Source organism: Porphyrobacter sp. AAP82 (assembly GCF_000331285.1).
Classification (GTDB): Bacteria; Pseudomonadota; Alphaproteobacteria; order Sphingomonadales; family Sphingomonadaceae; genus Erythrobacter.
The window spans coordinates 38,960-57,548 of sequence record NZ_ANFX01000020.1 but is presented as its reverse complement, the minus strand read 5'-3'; the positions used below and the strand labels follow the sequence as shown (position 1 = coordinate 57,548).

At 67.4% G+C, this 18,589-nt stretch carries 20 protein-coding genes and 1 riboswitch; of the genes, 9 read left to right on the top strand and 11 right to left on the bottom strand.

The features are described from left to right. Positions 1–50 precede the first annotated feature (50 nt). The 7 genes from D620_RS0106505 to crtY form a co-directional block, all read right to left on the bottom strand. Positions 51–2,006 carry an acetyl/propionyl/methylcrotonyl-CoA carboxylase subunit alpha gene (locus tag D620_RS0106505; RefSeq protein WP_017664992.1) on the bottom strand — a complete coding sequence of 652 codons (1,956 nt, stop codon included), beginning with the start codon at positions 2,004–2,006 and terminating at the stop codon, positions 51–53. Beyond that, positions 2,006–2,497 carry a DUF4440 domain-containing protein gene (locus D620_RS15735; RefSeq protein WP_017664991.1) on the bottom strand — a complete coding sequence of 164 codons (492 nt, stop codon included), beginning with the start codon at positions 2,495–2,497 and terminating at the stop codon, positions 2,006–2,008. The genes D620_RS0106505 and D620_RS15735 overlap by 1 nt, the downstream gene beginning before the upstream one ends. 101 nt (positions 2,498–2,598) lie before the next feature. Then, positions 2,599–3,564: a phytoene/squalene synthase family protein gene (locus tag D620_RS0106495; RefSeq protein ID WP_017664990.1), complete on the bottom strand. Its 966-nt coding sequence runs from the start codon at positions 3,562–3,564 to the stop codon at positions 2,599–2,601. Between the two features lie 8 nt (positions 3,565–3,572). After that, on the bottom strand, positions 3,573–4,154 hold the full coding sequence (locus tag D620_RS0106490; RefSeq protein ID WP_017664989.1) for a TIGR00730 family Rossman fold protein: 582 nt from the start codon (positions 4,152–4,154) through the stop codon (positions 3,573–3,575). Next, entirely contained in the window at positions 4,151–4,594 is a 444-nt protein-coding gene (locus D620_RS0106485) for an endonuclease domain-containing protein (RefSeq protein ID WP_017664988.1), read from the bottom strand. The genes D620_RS0106490 and D620_RS0106485 overlap by 4 nt, the downstream gene beginning before the upstream one ends. A gap of 35 nt (positions 4,595–4,629) precedes the next feature. Then, the gene (locus D620_RS0106480; RefSeq protein ID WP_017664987.1) at positions 4,630–6,186 is read right to left on the bottom strand and encodes a phytoene desaturase; all 1,557 of its coding nucleotides are present in this window, start codon (positions 6,184–6,186) and stop codon (positions 4,630–4,632) included. After that, positions 6,183–7,430 carry a lycopene beta-cyclase CrtY gene (gene crtY, locus D620_RS0106475; RefSeq protein WP_017664986.1) on the bottom strand — a complete coding sequence of 416 codons (1,248 nt, stop codon included), beginning with the start codon at positions 7,428–7,430 and terminating at the stop codon, positions 6,183–6,185. The genes D620_RS0106480 and crtY overlap by 4 nt, the downstream gene beginning before the upstream one ends. Before the next feature lie 161 nt (positions 7,431–7,591). On the opposite strand from crtY, the gene D620_RS0106470 reads away from it, so the two are divergent. The 5 genes from D620_RS0106470 (at position 7,592) to thiC (ending at position 13,802) form a co-directional block, all read left to right on the top strand. After that, positions 7,592–8,530, top strand: a complete 939-nt coding sequence (locus D620_RS0106470; protein WP_017664985.1) for a MipA/OmpV family protein — start codon at positions 7,592–7,594, stop codon at positions 8,528–8,530. A gap of 72 nt (positions 8,531–8,602) precedes the next feature. After that, a complete protein-coding gene (locus D620_RS0106465; protein ID WP_017664984.1) occupies positions 8,603–9,898 on the top strand; it encodes a metal-dependent hydrolase family protein in 1,296 nt (431 codons plus the stop codon). A gap of 23 nt (positions 9,899–9,921) precedes the next feature. Beyond that, the gene (locus tag D620_RS14820; protein ID WP_017664983.1) at positions 9,922–11,061 is read left to right on the top strand and encodes an acyltransferase family protein; all 1,140 of its coding nucleotides are present in this window, start codon (positions 9,922–9,924) and stop codon (positions 11,059–11,061) included. A gap of 63 nt (positions 11,062–11,124) precedes the next feature. Further along, on the top strand, positions 11,125–11,724 hold the full coding sequence (locus D620_RS0106455) for a hypothetical protein (protein ID WP_017664982.1): 600 nt from the start codon (positions 11,125–11,127) through the stop codon (positions 11,722–11,724). A gap of 57 nt (positions 11,725–11,781) precedes the next feature. Continuing rightward, positions 11,782–11,890, top strand: a riboswitch (TPP riboswitch). A gap of 40 nt (positions 11,891–11,930) precedes the next feature. Beyond that, positions 11,931–13,802: a phosphomethylpyrimidine synthase ThiC gene (gene thiC / locus D620_RS0106450; protein WP_017664981.1), complete on the top strand. Its 1,872-nt coding sequence runs from the start codon at positions 11,931–11,933 to the stop codon at positions 13,800–13,802. A 98-nt stretch (positions 13,803–13,900) separates the two neighbouring features. Here the strand turns inward: thiC and D620_RS0106445 are convergent, their stop codons facing one another. Genes D620_RS0106445 through D620_RS0106435 form a run of 3 tightly spaced genes read right to left on the bottom strand, consistent with a single transcriptional unit; the run spans position 13,901 to position 14,831 of the window. Then, complete coding sequence (locus tag D620_RS0106445) at positions 13,901–14,236, bottom strand: hypothetical protein (protein WP_155800052.1); 336 nt, start codon at positions 14,234–14,236, stop codon at positions 13,901–13,903. A 28-nt stretch (positions 14,237–14,264) separates the two neighbouring features. Beyond that, on the bottom strand, positions 14,265–14,549 hold the full coding sequence (locus tag D620_RS0106440) for a hypothetical protein (protein ID WP_017664979.1): 285 nt from the start codon (positions 14,547–14,549) through the stop codon (positions 14,265–14,267). A 51-nt stretch (positions 14,550–14,600) separates the two neighbouring features. Continuing rightward, positions 14,601–14,831: a hypothetical protein gene (locus D620_RS0106435; protein ID WP_017664978.1), complete on the bottom strand. Its 231-nt coding sequence runs from the start codon at positions 14,829–14,831 to the stop codon at positions 14,601–14,603. Between the two features lie 311 nt (positions 14,832–15,142). On the opposite strand from D620_RS0106435, the gene D620_RS0106425 reads away from it, so the two are divergent. The 4 genes from D620_RS0106425 (at position 15,143) to D620_RS0106410 (ending at position 17,353) form a co-directional block, all read left to right on the top strand. Next, the gene (locus D620_RS0106425; RefSeq protein ID WP_017664976.1) at positions 15,143–15,565 is read left to right on the top strand and encodes a hypothetical protein; all 423 of its coding nucleotides are present in this window, start codon (positions 15,143–15,145) and stop codon (positions 15,563–15,565) included. Between the two features lie 110 nt (positions 15,566–15,675). Beyond that, entirely contained in the window at positions 15,676–16,263 is a 588-nt protein-coding gene (locus D620_RS15730; RefSeq protein WP_017664975.1) for a hypothetical protein, read from the top strand. A 548-nt stretch (positions 16,264–16,811) separates the two neighbouring features. Then, complete coding sequence (locus tag D620_RS0106415) at positions 16,812–17,024, top strand: cold-shock protein (protein WP_017664974.1); 213 nt, start codon at positions 16,812–16,814, stop codon at positions 17,022–17,024. A gap of 104 nt (positions 17,025–17,128) precedes the next feature. Beyond that, the gene (locus D620_RS0106410; protein ID WP_233992006.1) at positions 17,129–17,353 is read left to right on the top strand and encodes a hypothetical protein; all 225 of its coding nucleotides are present in this window, start codon (positions 17,129–17,131) and stop codon (positions 17,351–17,353) included. 6 nt (positions 17,354–17,359) lie between these two features. On the opposite strand, the gene D620_RS0106405 is transcribed toward D620_RS0106410, so the two are convergent. Further along, on the bottom strand, positions 17,360–18,574 hold the full coding sequence (locus tag D620_RS0106405; protein ID WP_017664972.1) for a hypothetical protein: 1,215 nt from the start codon (positions 18,572–18,574) through the stop codon (positions 17,360–17,362). Positions 18,575–18,589 lie beyond the last annotated feature (15 nt).

Below are 18,589 nucleotides of genomic sequence, written 5' to 3'. Positions count from 1 at the left end.
CAACCCCCCACCCCCGACCCCTCCCCAAGGGGAGGGGAGATTTATGCGTCTCACTCGCCCTGAGGCACCACCCGGCAGAGCACCGCTTCGACCTGCACCTGCCCGCCGGCGCTGACGGCCAACCCCTCGACCACCCCGTCGAAGGGCGCGGCAAGCGCGTGTTCCATCTTCATCGCCTCGAGCACCAGCAGCCGCTGCCCGGCGGTGACGGCCTGGCCTTCCGCAACATCGACCGCGATGACCTTGCCCGGCATGGGGGCAATGATCGCGCCATCGGCGGCGGAGGCTTGGCCGGTGCCGTCGTGGCGAGCCAACCGCACGAAGCGGGGCTGCGCATTCTCGATGAACAGGAGGCCGCCGTCCACTTGAGCCGAATGAAGCCGGTATTCTTGCGTCGGCCAATCACGTTCCAATTCTATCGTGCGAGTCTCGCCGCCGCTCTGGAGGGCGACCGCGAGTTTGGGCGCGGAATTGAGACGGAACCCTGCGATCTCGCGCCAGACATTCCCCTGCCGGTGGGGAAGAAGGTCCCATGTATCGGCCCTTTCGCCGTCAGCGTAGGCCATGCGCATGAAGGTTATGGCCGCACCGTGCCACACCCGATCTTCGGTCTGCTTGGGCGGCACGATGTGATTTTCGTGCGCGGCGATGAAGCCTGTGTCGATCTTGCCTTCAAGGAAGGCAGGGTCAGTCAAAGCAAGGTTCAAGAAGCCCAGGTTCGTCTTGACGGGCCAGACGCGACATTTCGCGCACACATTGGCGAGGCCATACGCTGCGTTCCGACGGTCCGAAGCGTGCATGACGAGTTTGGCGATCATTGGGTCATAGAAGCCGGTGACTTCACTGCCCTGCGCGTAACCGGTTTCGATGCGATGCCGACCTAAGCCGAGCCCGAAATCATCCTCGTCCGGCAAGTCGAAGAGTTCCAGCGGGCCGGTGGACGGCAGGAAGCCCTCTATGGGGTCCTCCGCATAGAGCCGCGCTTCGATCGCGTGGCCGTTGATCGACAGCTCATCCTGCCTCTTGGGCAGCATCTCGCCGCTCGCGACGCGCAATTGCCATTCGACCAGATCGACCCCGGTGATCTCCTCGGTCACGGGGTGCTCCACCTGAAGCCGGGTGTTCATCTCCATGAAGAAGATGTGGGTACTGCGCAGGCCCTCGGAGGCATCGGCGATGAATTCGATCGTGCCCGCGCCCTCGTAGTCCACCGCCTTGGCCGCGCGCACGGCGGCAGCGCAGATCGCTTCGCGGGTGGCTTCGTCCATGCCGGGGGCGGGGGCTTCCTCGATCACTTTCTGGTGGCGGCGCTGCAATGAGCAGTCGCGCTCGAACAGGTGGACGACGTTGCCGTGCGCGTCGCCGAACACCTGCACCTCGATATGGCGGGGCGAGGTGATCCACTTCTCCAGCAGCACTTGCGTGTTGCCGAAGCTCGCCTTGGCCTCGCGGCGGCAGCTTTCCAGCGCGGTCACGAAATCCTCGGGCGCATCGACCTTGCGCATCCCCTTGCCGCCGCCGCCCGCGACCGCCTTGATGAGGACGGGGTAGCCGATCGCCTCGGCCTCGGCGGTGAGGCGCTCGACCGACTGGTCCGCGCCGTCATAGCCCGGCGTCACCGGCACGCCCGCCGCGCGCATCAGCTGCTTGGCCGCGTCCTTCAGGCCCATCGCGCGGATGCTCGCAGGCTTGGGCCCGACCCAGACGAGGCCCGCATCCAGCACTCCTTGCGCGAAGTCGGCATTCTCCGACAGGAACCCGTAGCCCGGATGGATCGCATCCGCCCCGGTCTGCTTGGCCGCCGCGATGATCTTCGCGCCGACCAGATAGCTTTCGGCAGCCGGCGAGGGGCCGATATGCACCGCCTCGTCCGCTTGGCGCACGTGCAGCGCCTTGGCATCGGCATCGGAATAGACCGCGACCGTCGCCACGCCCAGGCTGCGCGCCGTGCGCATGATCCGGCAGGCGATCTCGCCGCGATTGGCGATCAGGAGTTTCCGGATCATCAGCGCGGCTCCTTCGGCGCGCCGAGCGCTGCGCAGCGTTCGGCCCGTTCCATCGTGAAACTCGTGTTGGCGACCTTCCACGCGCCTCCTTCGGTCTTCACGAGGCTCAGCGCATTGATCCCGCAATGGCTGGTCTGCCCGTCCGAGATGAAGCGATAGGGGCCCCACACCAGCGCCATGTCGCCGTCCACCCGCACGGTGTCGTAGCGCATCACCTCGTCGACCTTGCGCGTGCCCTTGGCCCAGCGCGCGAGGTGATCGGCGACCGGAATGGCGTCGATCCGGGGGGGCTCGGGCGTCATCCGGCTGTGGACGAAGATCATGCCCTCGGGGAGCATTTGCTGCGCGAGTGCGGTGCGATCCTCGCTGCGCAGTGCGGCGAAGAAGGCGTCGGCGGCGGCGATGACCCCGGCTTCCTCGGGGGTTGGCCCCTCGGCGGCGAGCGGCGTTGCGGCGAGGAAGGCTGCGGCAGCGGTGAAAAGCGCTTTCATGGCTGCCGGATTAGCCCCCGGCTTGGCGGGTGTCGAGACGGGACAGGGTTCAGGGGCAGAAGGCTGCGCAGCCATGCTGCGGAAACGAGAATGCCCCCGCGTCAAACCCGGGGAGACGATGCGGGCCGGTAATCCGCGATCCCCCAGTCGATCCCGCCCGCAGGCATCTTCTCGCGGTTGAGCACCGCCGAGAGGAACGCGCGCACGCCGTAGAGCGCCTTCTCGCCCCTTGGCACGAAGGTCCGCGAATCCCATGCCCTTGTCCCCCGCGCGCGGACCTTGCGCCCGATCGCGCCATAGATGCGCGCGGCCGAGAGCACCGCCCAGCGGCTGCGGAAGGGGAGTTTTGCCGCGCCCACCCGCGCCGCCGCCTCGTGCTTTTCCACCAGCGCGACGAGCCGCGCGGTCATTTCGGCGAGTTCCTTCCTGTGGTGCGGCTTGGTGTGCTGGCCGGGCTCGATATCCTGTTCGACCAGCCAGCTGATGGGGAGATAGCAGCGCCCCGCCGCGTCATCCTCGACGATGTCGCGCGCGATGTTCGAAAGCTGGAAGGCAAGACCCAGGTCGTTCGCCCGGTCGAGCGTCTCGCGGTCCTGCGGCGAGACCCCCATCACCACCGCCATCATCACGCCGACCGCGCCCGCGACGTGGTAGCAATAGCGCAGCATGTCTCCTTCCGTGCGCGGGCGCCAGTCCTCGGCGTCCAATTGGAATCCGGCGATCACGTCCTCGGCCATCTGCGGGGTGAGGCCCACTTCGGCGGCGACCACGCCGAGCGCGTCGAAGGCCGGATCGCCGGTCGGCTCGCCGGCGAAGGCCAGCGCGGTGAGGCGGCGGATGTGGGCGAGGCGGCCTGCCAGATCGGACTGGTCGCCCAGCTCGCCGCCCAGCTCCTGATTGTCGGCAATGTCGTCGGCGCGGCGGCACCAGGCGTAGAGCAGCCAGGCGCGCTCGCGGGTCTCGCGGTCGAACAGGCGCGCGGCCGCCGAGAAGCTCTGCGAGCCGTGCTTGATCGTCAGCCGGGCATGCTCGACCAGCGCGGCGCGGGTGGCTGCATCGAACGCCATCGCAAAGGCTACAGCTCCCCGGCCTTCATGCGGAAGATCGGGGTGTGGGGGACGTAGGCCGCCATCGCGTCGAGGAGGTCGCCGCAGGTCTCGGCCGCGATCATGATCCCGGCATGCTGCGGGCGGACGAAGCCGACCTCGATCATCTTGGCGTTGAAGGCGAGCAGGTGGTCGTAGAAGCCGAAAGCGTTGAGCAGGCCCACCGGCTTGGTGTGATAGCCGAGCTGCGCCCAGCTGATCGCCTCCCACAGCTCGTCCTGCGTGCCGACCCCGCCGGGGATGGTGACGAAGCCGTCCGACAGGTCGGTGAAGCGCTGCTTCCTTTCGTGCATGCCCGATACGGTGACGAGTTCGTCGCATTCGTGATTGGCGACCTCGGCCCTGACCAGCGCCTCGGGGATGATGCCGATGACGTGGCCGCCATGGTCCTTGGCGCCCTTGGCGACCGCGCCCATGAGGCCGAGCTTGCCCCCACCATAGACGAGGCCGATCCCCCGCCGAGCGAGTTCCGTGCCGACATCATGGGCGAGGCTGAGATAGCGCGGATCCTCGGGCGAGGCCGAGCCGCAATAGACCGCGAGGCGTTTCACGACCGATCCTCCCCGGAACGGGGAGGGGGACCATCCGCAGGATAGGGGAGGGGCGAGCAACGCATCGTCTTCATTCTTTCATCGCAGATATCGACCAGCCGCCTAACCACGGCCTCGATATCTTCAAGCACAAGTTTCGCCGGAATGCGCGTGGTGGCAATTCCGTTGTCCCGCAGGAACCGCGAGCGGGCGGCATCCTTGGCGATCACCGAGGCGCTGTCGTGCGCCCTGCCGTCCACTTCGATCGCCAGCCGCGCCTTGGAGCAGAAGAAATCGGGCACGTAGATCCCGGCAGGGTGCTGCCGGCGGAACTTGTGGCCGCCCGAGCGGGTGCGCAAGGCTTGCCACAGCGCGATTTCCGGCGGCGTCATTTCGGCGCGGAGCTTGCGGGCGAGATTGACTGTTTCCTTCAGGCCTCTGATCATCGCTCGCCCCTCCACCACCTGCGGTGGTCACCCTCCCCTGAAGGGGAGGATTACCGCACCGCCAGATCCTCCAGCATCAGACCCGCCGTCGCCTTGGCGCTGCCGACCACGCCGGGGATGCCCGCCCCCGGGTGGGTGCCCGCGCCGACGAGGTAGTAGTTGCCCAGCACGTCATCGCGGTTGTGGCCGCGCAGCCAGGCGCTCTGCCACAGCACCGGTTCAAGGCTGAAGGCGCTGCCCATGTGGGCGTTCAAGTCGGCCTTGAAGTCCTTGGGAGCGTAGCTGAACTTGGTGACGATCCGCGAGTGGATGTCGGGGATCAAGCGGCGGCCGAGCTCGTCGAGGATCATCTTTTCGAGGCGCGGGCCGACCTCGTCCCAGTCGAGCGGCATCTTGCCCATGTGGCTGACGGGGACGAGCGCATAGAAGGTGCTCTTGCCCGCCGGCGCCATCGAGGGATCGGTGACGGTCGGGTGGTGGAGGTAGATCGCGAAATCTTCCGGCACCACGCCGTTCTTGTAGATGTCGTCGAGCAGGCCTTTGTAACGCTTGGCGAACAGGATCATGTGGTGCGGAATGCCGGGCCAGGTGCCCTCAAGCCCGAAATGCACCACGAAGAGGCTGGGGCTGAAGCTTTTGCGGCCCAGCGACTTGGCCATGCTGCGCCCGCGCTCGCTGCCCGACAGCAGGTCCTTGTAGGAATGCATGATGTCCGCGTTGCTCGCGACCGCATCGAAGCGCTGGCGGAAGCCGGACTTGGTCTCGACTTCGGTGGCCTTGGTGCCGAGGGTGTGCACCTGCACCACCGGATCGCCGACCCGCATCGTGCCGCCCAAGCGCTCGAAATGGCGGACCATGCCCGCGATCAGCCGGTTGGTGCCGCCGCGCGCCCACCACACGCCGCCGTCCTTTTCCAGCTTGTGGATGAGGGCATAGATCGACGAGGTGTTCATCGGGTTGCCGCCGACCAGCAGCGTGTGGAAGCTCAGGGCCTCGCGCAGCTTCTCGTTCTCGACATAGCTCGACACCATCGAGTACACCGAACGCCACGCCTGTTCCTTGATCAGCGCGGGCGCGGCCTTGAGCATCGACTTGAAATCGAGGAACGGCACGGTGCCGAGCTTCAGGTAGCCTTCCTTGTAGACCCGCTCGGAATATTCGAGGAAGCGCGCATAGCCCGCAACGTCGGCCGGGTTCAGCTTGGCGATCTCGGCATTGAGGCTGGCTTCATCATTCGAATAGTCGAAATTGGTGCCATCGGGCCAGTTGAGGCGGTAGAAGGGCATGACCTTCATCAGCTCGACATCATCGGCAATGTCGTGACCGGTGAGGGCCCACAATTCCTTGAGGCAATCGGGATCGGTGATGACGGTCGGCCCGGCATCGAAGGTGAAGCCGTCCTTGTCCCAGAAATAGGCGCGCCCGCCGGGCTTGTCGCGGCTTTCGATGACGGTGGTGGCGATGCCCGCCGATTGCAGCCGGAGCGCGAGCGCCATGCCGCCGAAACCGGCGCCGATCACGCAGGCGGTGCGGCCTTCGTAGCGCTGGGCGAGGGCGGGGTTGATGCCTTTTGCGCCCGAAAGGTTGAGCTTCGCATCGGCGTTCATGCCGGGGTCTCCATGTTGAGAGGCTTGCCTGAAGAAAACAGCGCCCGGATGGCGCGCGGGATAGCTACGGGCGGCTTGCCGGTGAGGATGCGCAAGCGATCGGGCCAGGTCGATCGGCCCGCGTAGAAACGTTCGACCAGCCGGCCTTGCAGCGCATAGAAATGTTCGAACACCACCACCCGCTTGCCGGGCTCGGCGGCCTCGAAGAGCATGCGGCTGAGCATCCGGTAATAGGCGGTCGCGCGCCAGTGGCGCCGTGCGCGGCGCTTGCAGAAGGCGGCGAGCTCGGCGCCGGAAAGCTCGGGCCGCCGGGCGAGGACTTGCGCGATGGCGAGCGCATTGCTGACCGCAAAGGGCAGGGTGTAGCTCGTCAGCGGATGCGAAAAGCCCCCGCGCGCGCCGGCCAGCGCCACCCCGGGGATCGCCACCTCGGCGCTCGCCGCGGCGAAATCGCCGCCCGAGATCACCGGCAGAATGCCCGCCTCCTGGTCGATCACCTCGCCCTTCCATCCGTGATGGTGGGCATATTCGGCGACGCGGCCCTTCAGCACCTCGGCATCCATCTTGGGCTGATCGGCATAATAGGTGTCCTCGATGAACACATCGTTTTCCGAAAGCGGCAGGACATAGACGAAGCGGTAGGCCTCGCCATTGCCGTGCGGGGCGAGCTGGGCGACGCTCGCATCCATGATGACCGGGCGGGTGAGACCGTGGGGCTTTTCGCACTTGAAGTGCTGGCCGAGGAATACCTGCCAGCCGCCCGCAAGGTGCCGCGAGGTCCGGAAGGGGCGGCAATCGATGACCCGCCTTGCGGCAAGGCGCGTGCCGTCCGCCAGCGTCACGCCGCCCGCATCGAGGCTGGCAGCCCTGGTTTCGAGCATCACACAATCGGCGGGCAGTTCCGCCATGAGTGCGCGGTGATATTCGGCGCTGGCGAGCGAGCGGTAGGCGGTGGGCAGGGTGCGCCCCAGGCCGGGGAAGGTGATGTCATAGCCCTCCTCCCAGCCGTTGAGGGCGAAGCCCGCCATCAGCGCGCGTTCGGCCGGGCAGATGTCGGTCTCGAACCAGCTCCAGCGGTGGTGGCCGCCAAGCGTGCGCCCGGCTTCGACCAGCACGAAGCGGCAACCGGGCGTGTGGCGGTGCAGCGCCAGCGCGATCAGGCCTCCGGCAAGCCCGCCGCCGACGATGATGACGTCATGCGCGGACCCTTCAGGGGCGCCGGTGCTGGGTTGGGAATCGACCATCGGCCGCAAGCCCTAGGCGAGGCGGCGGTAATGGGCAATCGCGCTGGCGGATTGCCGTGCAATTGGAATGTTGCAACATTACGCAGAAACATTAGAGCGCGCCCGCGTCAGACCCGCCGGAACGGCCTGCCGGGCCCGGTTTTGCCAAGGATCGCAGCACCATGAAGACCCGCCTCTTGCCCCTCGTCAGCGCCGCGTTGGCGCTCGCCGCCGCGCCCGCGCGCGCCGAAGATGGCAGCCAAGCCGACGCGCAGCCCCGGCAGGAGCGCGCCCCCGACGCCGAACCCGCCCCGCCGCCCCCGCCGCCCCCGCCGTTCGCATTCGCCAGGCCGGTGTTCGACGAGACCTGGGCGACCATCGGCCTCGGCGTCGGGATGGTGCCGAGCTATGCGGGCTCGGATGATTACATCGCCTTCCCCCTGCCGCTGATCGCGGGCCGCGTGGGCGGGGTGGGGATCGCGCCCAACGGGCCGGGCTTTGTGCTCGACGTGAATTCGCCCAAGCCCGCGATGGCCCCGAGAAAGGGCGCGCGCCTCGCCTTCGGTCCGGCGCTCCGGTTCCGCAATGATCGCAGCAACCGCATCTCCGATGATGTGGTGGCGCGCGCGGGCAGGCTCGATGCGGCGCTGGAAGTCGGCGCCAGTGTTGCGGTGGCATGGCGCGGGGTGGCAAAGCCGCTCGACCAGCTCAGCATCGGCGTTCAGGCGCGCCGCGATGTGCTGGGCGCGCACGCAGGCTGGGTGATCGAACCGCAGGCCTCCTACCGCGCACGGGTCGGCAAGGCCTTCACCTTGCAGGCGCAGGCGAGCATGGAGTTCACCGACAACCGCTTCGCGCGCACCTATTTCTCGGTCACCCCCGCGCAGAGCGCCGCCGCGGGCCTGGCGCAATACAGCGCCGACGGCGGGCTGAACCGCATCGGCACCACCGCGATCCTCAGCTACGATCTCGACCGCAATCCCCTGAACGGCGGCTGGGCGCTGACCGGCGTGGGCGGCTATTCGCGCCTGATCGGCGACAGCGCGCAAACGCCCTACACCTCCGTGCGCGGCAATGCGAACCAGTTCATCCTCGGCGCCGGGGCCGCCTACACCTTCTGAAGGCTGCGCGCTCTTGCCTTGCGGCGCGGCCCGCGCCATCACTCCTGCCTGACAAACAAGGGGAGAGAGATCATGCACCCGTTCCGCAAGGCGCTTTGCGCAGGCGCTGCGATGATGGCGCTGGCCGCCGGTCCTGCGCTCGCCGAGACCGTCGCGATCCGCGCCGGCAGCGTCATCACCGATGCGGCCGCCGAGCCGAGCGGCCCGGCGACGATCATCGTCGAGGACGGCAAGATCCGCTCCATCACCCCCGGCCATGGCGCCAAGGCCGACCGCGAGATCGACCTCAGGGGCAAGACCGTGCTCCCCGGCCTGATCGACCTGCACACCCATCTCACCGGCGATCCGGGCGGGGATTTCTGGAAGGCAGCCGTCGAGCCCGAGGAATGGGGCGTGGTGGTCGGCGCCAAGAACGCGCGGATCACCGCGCTCGCCGGCTTCACCACCGTGCGCGAGGCGGGAAGCGGGCAGGAGAGCGCCTTCTCGCTGCGGCGCGGCACGGCCGAGGGCATCATCCCGGGCCCGCGCATCATTGCCGCCGGTCCGGCTTTGTCGATCATCGGCGGCCATGCCGACACCAACGGCTTCACCCCCGAGGTCAACGCCCTGCTCGATACCGGCTACAACTGCACCGGCGCGGTGGAGTGCGCCGCCAAGGTGCGGCTCGCCAGCCAGAACGGCGCGGACATCATCAAGATCACCGCGACCGGAGGCGTCCTCAGCCAGCAGGGCCGGGGGCTCGAGGCGCACTTTACCCCTGAGGAAATGAAGGCCATCGCCGACACCGCGCATTCGCTCGGCCTCAAGGTCATGGCCCACGCCCACGGCGCACGCGGTATCCAGCAGGCCGCCGAAGCCGGGATCGACACCATCGAGCACGGCACCTATCTCGATGAAGCCGCCGCCAAGGCCATGCGCGATCGGGGCGTGGTGCTGGTGCCGACGCTGATGGCCTTGGAGGGCGTTTCCGAAGGCCTCGGCAAGGGGCTCTACACCCCCGTGGTCGAGAACAAGATCCGCGCCGTCCAGCCGCTGATGGCGAGCCTCGTGTCCCGCGCGCGGCAATATGGCGTCACGGTCGCCTTCGGCACCGATGCCGGCGTCTACCAGCACGGCCGCAACGCCGAGGAACTGACGCTGATGAGGAAGCAGGGGATGAGCGACCGCGAGGTGCTCGCCAGCGCCACCACCGTGGCCGCCAGGGTGCTCGGCATGGAGAGCCAGATCGGCAAGCTCGCGCCCGGCTTCTCGGCCGACATCATCGCGGTCGCGGGCAATCCCCTGAAGGACGTCAGCGTGCTCGAAAAGGTCGACTTCGTGATGGTGCGCGGGCGCGTGATCGAAGAGGCGGCATCGACCAGCCCTTAACCCTTGAGCGCTATGGCAGGGCCATGCCCGCCACCCCGCCTCCGCCCCCGGCCCGCACGCCCGACCACTTCCACGCGGTCGACGTGCTGCGCGGCTTTGCGGCGGTGACGGTGCTGCTCAACCACTACCGGCAGATGCAATACCCGCCGGGCACCTTCGATATCAACGCTGCCGCGATGGCCGGGGTCCTGCCGCTCTATGACTGGCTGTGGCCCTTCTACGTCTACGGCAACTGGGCGGTGCAGGTGTTCTGGATGATCTCGGGGTTTGTCTTCGCCAAGGTCTACGCAGGAAAGGCGACGCCGGGGGGCGAATTCCTGATCCGCCGCATCGCGCGGCTCTACCCGCTGCACCTGCTGACCCTGCTGCTGGTCGCCGTGCTCCAGGCCGTTGCCATCGGCGGGCTGGGTACCTCGCTGATCGTCGGCAACAACGATGCCTGGCACTTCGTCCTCAACCTGCTGCTTGCCTCGTCATGGGGGCTCGAACAGGGCAAGTCGTTCAACGCCCCGATCTGGTCGGTGTCGGTGGAGATGCTGATCTACCTGCTCTTCTGGCTGGTCTCGAAACCCCTGCTGAGCCGGGGGCTGGCCGGGCCGCTGCTGCTGGTCGTCGCGGCGGGGATGATGCTGCGGCTGGAGGTCGGCTCGCACTTCATCTGGCAATGCGCCCAGTATTTCTTCATCGGCAGCGCGCTGTTCCACGTCGCGGCCCACCACGCCCGGCCGGTGCGCGATCTGGGCGCGATCGTGGCGCTGATGGCTGCGGTGTGCGTGCTGATGCCGGTTGTTGCCGGGGACTTCAGGATCGGCAACTTCTTCCTGCCTTTCGCGATCCTGCTCGTCGGCGGCGCGGCCCTGATCGACCTCGGCCCCCGGAGCGCGGCCTTGCGCCGCGTGCGCTTCATCGGCGACAGCACTTATGGCATCTACCTGTGGTACGTGCCGCTCCAGATCGCGGTGCTGCTGCTTTTCGCAACGCTCGGCGTCCCGGCCGCAGTGTGGCAGCACCCGGCGATGCTGTTCGCCTATCCCGCCGTGTGCTGCACCGCGGGCTGGCTGTCCTTCACCTGGATCGAACAGCCCGCCAACCGCGCAGTCCTGCGCTGGGCGCGTCCGCGCGCAGCATCGGAACGTCCAGAGGCCGCCCCTTTTGTAACCTGACCGCGCGCGGCGGCGAACCGGCTGCAAGCACCCGTCATCCTGACGGGCAGGGGCCTTCCTTCGATGCACACGAGCCAGAACCGCACCATCCGCGCGATTGCGCTCCTGCTGCTGCTCGCGTGCATCACGCAAGGGGTCTACACCGCGCTCCATTTCGCCCGGCTGGAGGTGCCGCGCCCATTGCTGTGGGGCACCGAAGGCCTGCTGTTCCCGCTGCTCGCCGTGCTGGCCGGGGCCGCGATGGTGCGGGCCGGGCGGCTGACCCTGCCCTTTGCCGCCATCGCCTTTGCCGCGGTTCTGAACCTCGTGCAGGTGGGCGTGGGCCTCACCCTGTTTGTCCCCTTTGCGCTCGCCGCCAGGGCCGACCCGGCGCTCGCCCCGCTGGCAGGGGCGGTGGTCGCCTTCGCCTTCGTCATCTACAACGCCGCCAAGCTGCTGCTGGGCCTTGCCGCGCTGCTGGCGGGGCTGTCACGGATGGCGAGCGCGGGCAGGCTGCTGGGCGGCATGACGGCGCTGGCCGGCGGGCTGGCGATGCTCGCCAATGGCGCGGCCATTGCCGGGGGCGGCGAGATTTTCGGCACGCTCCCGCTCGCCGGCGGCACGGGCGTGCTGGCGACGGCGCTGCTGGCGGTGTGCCTGTGGGGCGCGGCCAAGGACGATTGAGCGGGCGGGCGCCTTGCCGCGCACCTCTCGACACTCCGCAGCAAACCCTCTAATCCCCTCCCATCCCCGGGGAGCACGCTTGTGCTGAGAGGTGGGTGTAGCACCCCACGACCCGTCGAACCTGAACCGATTAGCATCGGCGGAGGGAGTGGGCTGGTCGCCGTGCCAAACCCCGCCCGCTTTCCGCCATGAGGAGACAGAGCATTATGGCCGACATCAATTCCCCGGTAGAAATCGGCGTCACCACCGGGCCGATCCGAGGCAGCCGCAAGGTCCATGTCGGCGCACGCACCGGCAGCGGCATCCGCGTCGCCATGCGCGAGATCGACCTTGAGGGCGGCGAGCCGAGCGTGCGGGTCTATGACACCTCGGGCCCCTATACCGATCCCGCCGTCACCATCGACATCAGCGCCGGCCTTGCCCCGCTGCGCCGTGACTGGATCCTCGCCCGCGGCGACGTGGAGGCCTATGACGGGCGCGAGGTGCAGCCCGAGGATAACGGCCGCCTCGGCCCCGATCGTTCGGGCGGGGTGCCGCAGTTCCCCAACACCGTGAAGCGCCCCCTGCGCGCGCGCGCGGGCATGAACGTCAGCCAGATGCACTATGCGAGGGCCGGCATCATCACGCCCGAGATGGAATATGTCGCCGAACGCGAGAACCTCGGGCGCGAAATCGCCGCCGATCTGGTGCGCGACGGCGAAAGCTGGGGCGCGGAGATCCCCGATGTCATCACGCCGGAATTCGTGCGGTCAGAGGTGGCGCGGGGGCGGGCGATCATCCCCTCCAACATCAACCACCCCGAAAGCGAGCCGATGGCGATCGGGCGCAACTTCCTCGTCAAGATCAACGCCAATATCGGCAACTCCGCCGTCGCCTCGGACGTGGCGAGCGAAGTCGACAAGATGGTCTGGGCGACCCGCTGGGGCGCGGACACCATCATGGACCTCAGCACCGGTCGCAACATTCACGACACCCGCGAATGGATCATCAGGAACTCCGCCGTGCCCGTCGGCACCGTGCCGATCTATCAGGCGCTGGAGAAGGTCGGCGGCATCGCCGAGGAACTGACCTGGGACATCTTCCGCGATACGCTGATCGAACAGGCCGAACAGGGGGTCGACTACTTCACGATCCACGCCGGGGTCAGGCTGCCCTACATCCCGCTCACCGCCAAGCGCGTCACCGGGATCGTCAGCCGCGGCGGATCGATCATGGCCAAGTGGTGCCTCGCCCACCACAAGGAGAGCTTCCTCTACGAGCACTTCGACGAGATCACCGAAATCATGAAGGCCTATGACATCGCCTATTCGCTGGGCGATGGCCTGCGTCCCGGCTCGATCGCGGATGCCAATGACGAGGCCCAGTTCGCCGAGCTCTACACGCTGGGCGAACTCACCAAGCGCGCGTGGGCGCAGGACGTGCAGGTGATGATCGAAGGCCCCGGCCACGTGCCGATGCACAAGATCAAGCAGAACATGGAAAAGCAGCTGGAGGCCTGCGGCGAGGCGCCGTTCTATACCCTGGGGCCGCTCGTCACCGATATTGCGCCCGGCTATGACCACATCACCAGCGGCATCGGCGCGGCGCAGATCGGGTGGTATGGCACCGCGATGCTCTGCTACGTCACCCCCAAGGAGCACCTCGGCCTGCCCGACCGTGACGATGTGAAGGTGGGCGTTGTGACCTACAAGCTCGCCGCTCACGCCGCCGATCTGGCCAAGGGACATCCGGCCGCGCAGGTGCGCGACGATGCGCTCTCCAAGGCCCGCTTCGAGTTCCGCTGGCGCGACCAGTTCAACCTGAGCCTCGATCCCGAAACCGCCGAGCAGTATCACGACCAGACGCTGCCCGCCGAGGGCGCCAAGTCGGCGCATTTCTGCTCGATGTGCGGGCCGAAGTTCTGCTCGATGAAGATCACGCAGGAAGTGCGCGATTTTGCCGCGAAACAGAACGCAGGGATCGAAACCTTCGTCGCGGGCGAGGCCGAGGCGGAAAAGGGCATGGCCGAAATGAGCGCCAAATATCACGAGACCGGCCGCCAGCTCTATGTGGGGGCAGGGGACCGCGAGCACGATTGAGGGGCAGGGCCCGCGGACCCGGGGCGAGGAATTCCAGCCTTCCGGACTGCGCTTCGGGTGGTTTGCCCGAGGCCCCGCCCCGCCCCTTCAGGTCCTGCTCAGTCATCGAACCTGTCGTCATCGATCCCCGGATCGACACAGCGTTCGATGGCGACGTCCGCGTTGCAGGGGTCGACGCAGCGCTTGCGGACAACATCGGGATCCGCAGCCCACCAGCATTCGCGGGGCTCTTCCCGGCAATCCTCGACCCATTCGCACGGGTCGCGCAGCGGGCGGCATTCCCCGTCACCCCGGATCATCCCGTCGCAGACGATCTCGTCCGCGGGGCCGCGGGGAAAGGGATCGCCGCCATAGGCGATGGAGGTCGCCATGACCGGGGTCGCCGCGGTCACGAGCATAGCACAAGCGCAGATGGCACAGATGATGCGGTTCATGGCGTAAGCTCCTTGGGGCGGTGCCCGGTCAGTAGGTGACGAGGACGTTGATGCCGCCGCGGCCGACACCCAGCGAGGTGTCCTTGCCCACCGGCAGGCGGCCATCATGCGACGTGTCGCGCATTTCCTCGCGGACCCGCTCGCGCTCGATGCGCGCGGCGATCTCGGGCGCCTCGCGCATGTTGCGCTCGGCGATGCTTTCGGCGCGGGGGGCGGAGGGGCCGAAGATATCGGCGTCGCGGTCGGCGGGGGCGGCCTGGAGCGTGGCCGGGGCGGCAGCGCCCAGCAGGGCGATGAGCAGCAGTTTCCTCATGGCGTGGTTCCTCTTGTGAGGGATGGCCTGCAAGGCGCGGGCCGGGGTGGATCAGCGGTCGAACAGGTCTTCGCAGCGCAGCGGCTCGCTCGGCGGGTCCTTGGGCTCGGGCGCGGAGTCGATCGGATCGGGAATGTCGGCAAGCGTGTCGGCATTGATGATGTTATCAAGAACGCGGCCGTATTGTTCGACAATATCCGGCACCAGAGGATCGGCCTGCGCCGAAGTGCTGGCGAATGCGATTGCGAACAGGCCCAGGGCAATATTCAAGGTCTTCTTCATGGTATGTCCCTTTTTGGATTTGCAGCAGGCGATGCTGCGGAATTTCGGCTGTCGGGATTTCGGCTTTCTGGTGAAGCCTCAGCCTCTCGACACCCCCTCTCTAGCGATTCGGATTTGACATTTCAATCTGACATGTGAAATTAACTATCATGAATGAATGTTCAGCTAGAAATGGGATATTGAGACATTAACCTGAGATTTCTAATTCACCTGTGACATTGAATGTTCACTCTTGCGCCTCTATATGGGGTGCATCGATGGACCCGAATCCCCCGCCCCGTAACCCTCACCCCTCATCCAGGCCCCCCGCCATGACCGATACCCCCGCCGCCGATCTCAGCCCCGAACAGCGCGATGTCTTTGCCGATATCGCCCACCAGGTGCTCGAGAGCCTCCAGCAATGGCTCGACTTCTTCGAGGACCCGAAATTCCATTCGGTCCCCTTCATCGTGCTGTTCCTCGACCTGTTCGCCACGCCCGGACAGAAGAAGAGCGACCTCATCCTCGCGCTCCAGACCCGCACGCGGATCTCGCACAGCACCGCGCAGCGCATGCTCAAGGACGCCGAGGAGGCGGGCTATCTGGTGGTCTCGGAACGGATCGGCGAACGCGGCCTTGCGACCGAACTGAGCGCGGCGCTCAACGAACATTGCATCGCCTACCTCAGCGGCCGCACCCGCAAGGCGCTCTCCAACCTCGACGCTCTCGATACGCTGGAACTGGGCGAGGAATGATCCTCCCGGCCCGGCAGCGGGCGACCCGCAGGGTGGCGGAGGGGGCGGCTCGCAAGCGATAGACGCATTCCGCTTTCTTACAGACCCCGCCTTGAGTCATCCTTCCGGCCATGACTCGCAGCCCCTCCCCCCGTTCGCCGCGCGCCACCGCGCTTGTTCCGGTTCGCCATGACGGGTGGACCGTCCCGCGACAGGTCGCCTTTCTCGAGGCGCTCGCGGCGGGCGCGGCGATTGCCGAGGCGGCGCGGCAGGTGGGGATGAGCGCGCGCTCGGCCTATGCCTTGCGCGCGCGGCTGCGGGGCGAGCCGTTCGACCGGGCGTGGCATGTCGCCACCCATTGCCGCTTCGACCAATTGCTCGAGGCCGCGCTCGAACGCGCGCTCAACGGGGTCGAGGTGCCGCATTTCCACAAGGGCGAACTGGTCCACACCTCGCGCCGCTATGACGAACGGCTGACCATCGCGCTGCTGGCGCGGCGCAATTCCATGGGCGGGCGGGGGTTCGCCAACGGGCACCCGGCGTCAGGCTACACGCGCGAGGATTTCACCCGCCTGCTCGCACGGGTGGCGCAGGGACCGGAGACCTGGGACGAGGAGATCGAGGCCGACTATGTCGCGCGCGAGGAAGCGCGCGAGGCGCGCAGGCGGGCGATGATCGAGGGCGGGGCGGAAAAGAGCTTCGATGCGAAGGACTATTGAACCCGCGCACACAAGAGGGCGTGCGCGCGAAAATGTGTGAACTTCGGTTTCGGGCTGCAAGATACGGGGAACAAGGGCAAAAACCTGTAGGATTGCACAAAATGCAATGTGAACTTCGTGAAGTTTGGTGGTTTGTCTTGCGAGGGCGCCTCCACGCCCTCGGCCTCGGTGCGGCGCAGCCGGCTGCGCCGTCGGGGGAGGGGGCGGCAAGTGCGCGGGGAGTGGCCAAGGGTTCCATCGCAAAGGATCGGCCAGCATGCCGGACGCCGCGACGATGCTGATGCGCGCAGCATGGCGGGCGGGGAATGCGGCGGGCCGATTAGGCGATTGGCGCAAGGTGTGCTATGGGCCGCTTGCTGACGTCGAAATTTGCGACGGACTTCGAAATTTGCGCTCCGTCACCCGGCTCCGGCCCCTTGGCGACTCCCAGACGACGACTTCCTTTCATCGGACGATAACGCACTACGCTTTGTGGCCCTGCTGCCACCGGGCACCACCTGCGGGCATGTTGCCTGCCGGTAACCCTTTGTTCTTGAGAGGAACAATTCATGAGCACCAAGACCGGAACCGTCAAATTCTTCAACACCGAGAAGGGCTATGGCTTCATCCAGCCCGATGATGGCTCGTCGGACAGCTTCGTCCACATCACCGCCGTGCAGGCCGCCGGGATGCACAGCCTCGATAAGGACCAGCGCCTCAGCTACGATCTCGAGCGCGGGCGCAACGGCAAGGAAAGCGCCGTGAACCTGGCTTCGGCCTGACACTCTGGCGGGGCGGGGCGCGGTTGGCGTCCCGCTCCTCCTTGCTGTCCCACGCCAGCGCCCGAGCCTACCCTACCCCTACAGAATCCCGCCGACCCCCTCCCATGGCAGGACACCCCCAGATGGCCCATCCCCACGAATTCTACCTCGAGCGCGCCGATGAAGCGGCCGCCCTTGCCGCCAAGGCGACGCTCGAGAATGTCCGCGACCGCGAACTGCGCTCCGAAAAGACCTGGCGCGGCCTTGCCGAACAGGCGCGCCGGACCATCGAGGAGCGCGAGAAAGCGGACCGGGTGCGTGCCGAACGCCGCGCGGCGGAGGCCGGCTAGACCGCTCTAGAGCCCCTTGCGCCCGAATACCCGCGCCCTCACCCCGCGCCCGCTTGCGCCGGTGGGGCCGGGCCCGGCAGGGGCAGGCGGCGGGGCGGGCGGTGACGGCGGCGGCGGCGACGACGGGGCTTGCGGGGCATCGCGGTGGCGGACCTCGAAGCGCCCGCCGATCCCCTCGGCAAGCTTGCGCTTCTGGAACCACTCGTTGGCGAGCGCCATTTTCTCGTCCTGGCCTTCGGGCATGATATCGAGCGGGAAGGCGCGGTCATCGAAAGCGCGCTCGTCGGGGACATGCTCGGGGGCGAGATAGCCGTATTCGCGGTGCTTGAGCGGGACCAGCTCGTAGAAGGGCAGGTCCGCAGGCTCGGGCGAGGCATGGCCGATATTGTCGCCCGCATCGTGGTGCAGCACGCGGTAGGACTGGCTGCGATCCTCGGGCCCGAAGGTGTCGCCATGCGGGATGACATAGCCGTTGGCCAAGGTCGCGACCCGCAGGAAGGCGAGGATCGTCTCGAAATTGGCGGCCCACGGCAGGACATGCGGCTGGACGATGATCTCGCGCCCCAGCCAGTGGCGGGCGCCGAAGGTGCGGATGCCGGCGAGCGCGTCCTCGCCGGGAGCGGGGCGCGGGCCGAACAGGAAGGGGTGGATGTGGAGCGGCCCGGGCATGTCGCCAAGCTGGGCGAACCCGTCGAAGGCCTCGCCCTTCATCAGCATGTCGGACTGGGTCCAGTGCACCGCTAGCGGCATCGCATGCTCGATCGCCACCCGTGCCATCAGCGCGAGCACGGCGAGCCGCCGCTCGAACTCGGCCTGGCTGGCGCCCGAACGCTTGCGGCCGATCGCGTTGAACATCGCGGCGATCTTGGGGTCCTCCTCGACCCCCGCGAAGACCCCGTGGCTGACTTCGAGCAGCACATGGGGGCCCGACCGCGCGATCCGCTCGCGGATGTCGGGAGTGATGATCCCGGTGACGGGCGAGGACAGGGCCGGGGCAAACAGCGCGGCATCGCAGGGCCGCTCGACATATTCGAGCGTCACCATCAGCTCCTCGCCGCCCGCATAGAGGCGGTAGAAGCGGCCCGGATTGGCCTCGGAGACATGGAAGTCGGCGCCGCTGCGCATGCCCTCGATCCGCGCGAACTGGCGCATCACGCTTTCGAGATCGTGGAACGGCCGGTCGAACAGCAGCGCGGCCTGGATGCGGTTGGGGTAAAGCATGGCGGGTGGCAGGTC

Excerpts from the sequence above, each read along its gene's own strand:
- D620_RS14820 (WP_017664983.1), top strand. The coding sequence starts at position 9,922 with ATGCCCGCCACCCCGCCTCCGCCCCCGGCCCGCACGCCCGACCACTTC.
- D620_RS0106440 (WP_017664979.1), bottom strand. The coding sequence starts at position 14,549 with ATGAGGAAACTGCTGCTCATCGCCCTGCTGGGCGCTGCCGCCCCGGCC.
- D620_RS0106410 (WP_233992006.1), top strand. The coding sequence starts at position 17,129 with ATGGCAGGACACCCCCAGATGGCCCATCCCCACGAATTCTACCTCGAG.
- D620_RS0106435 (WP_017664978.1), bottom strand. The coding sequence starts at position 14,831 with ATGAAGAAGACCTTGAATATTGCCCTGGGCCTGTTCGCAATCGCATTC.
- D620_RS0106470 (WP_017664985.1), top strand. The coding sequence starts at position 7,592 with ATGAAGACCCGCCTCTTGCCCCTCGTCAGCGCCGCGTTGGCGCTCGCC.
- D620_RS0106415 (WP_017664974.1), top strand. The coding sequence starts at position 16,812 with ATGAGCACCAAGACCGGAACCGTCAAATTCTTCAACACCGAGAAGGGC.
- D620_RS0106405 (WP_017664972.1), bottom strand. The coding sequence starts at position 18,574 with ATGCTTTACCCCAACCGCATCCAGGCCGCGCTGCTGTTCGACCGGCCG.
- D620_RS15735 (WP_017664991.1), bottom strand. The coding sequence starts at position 2,497 with ATGAAAGCGCTTTTCACCGCTGCCGCAGCCTTCCTCGCCGCAACGCCG.
- D620_RS0106425 (WP_017664976.1), top strand. The coding sequence starts at position 15,143 with ATGACCGATACCCCCGCCGCCGATCTCAGCCCCGAACAGCGCGATGTC.
- thiC (WP_017664981.1), top strand. The coding sequence starts at position 11,931 with ATGGCCGACATCAATTCCCCGGTAGAAATCGGCGTCACCACCGGGCCG.
- D620_RS0106465 (WP_017664984.1), top strand. The coding sequence starts at position 8,603 with ATGCACCCGTTCCGCAAGGCGCTTTGCGCAGGCGCTGCGATGATGGCG.
- D620_RS0106455 (WP_017664982.1), top strand. The coding sequence starts at position 11,125 with ATGCACACGAGCCAGAACCGCACCATCCGCGCGATTGCGCTCCTGCTG.
- D620_RS0106505 (WP_017664992.1), bottom strand. The coding sequence starts at position 2,006 with ATGATCCGGAAACTCCTGATCGCCAATCGCGGCGAGATCGCCTGCCGG.
- D620_RS15730 (WP_017664975.1), top strand. The coding sequence starts at position 15,676 with ATGACTCGCAGCCCCTCCCCCCGTTCGCCGCGCGCCACCGCGCTTGTT.
- crtY (WP_017664986.1), bottom strand. The coding sequence starts at position 7,430 with ATGGTCGATTCCCAACCCAGCACCGGCGCCCCTGAAGGGTCCGCGCAT.
- D620_RS0106445 (WP_155800052.1), bottom strand. The coding sequence starts at position 14,236 with ATGAACCGCATCATCTGTGCCATCTGCGCTTGTGCTATGCTCGTGACC.
- D620_RS0106495 (WP_017664990.1), bottom strand. The coding sequence starts at position 3,564 with ATGGCGTTCGATGCAGCCACCCGCGCCGCGCTGGTCGAGCATGCCCGG.
- D620_RS0106480 (WP_017664987.1), bottom strand. The coding sequence starts at position 6,186 with ATGAACGCCGATGCGAAGCTCAACCTTTCGGGCGCAAAAGGCATCAAC.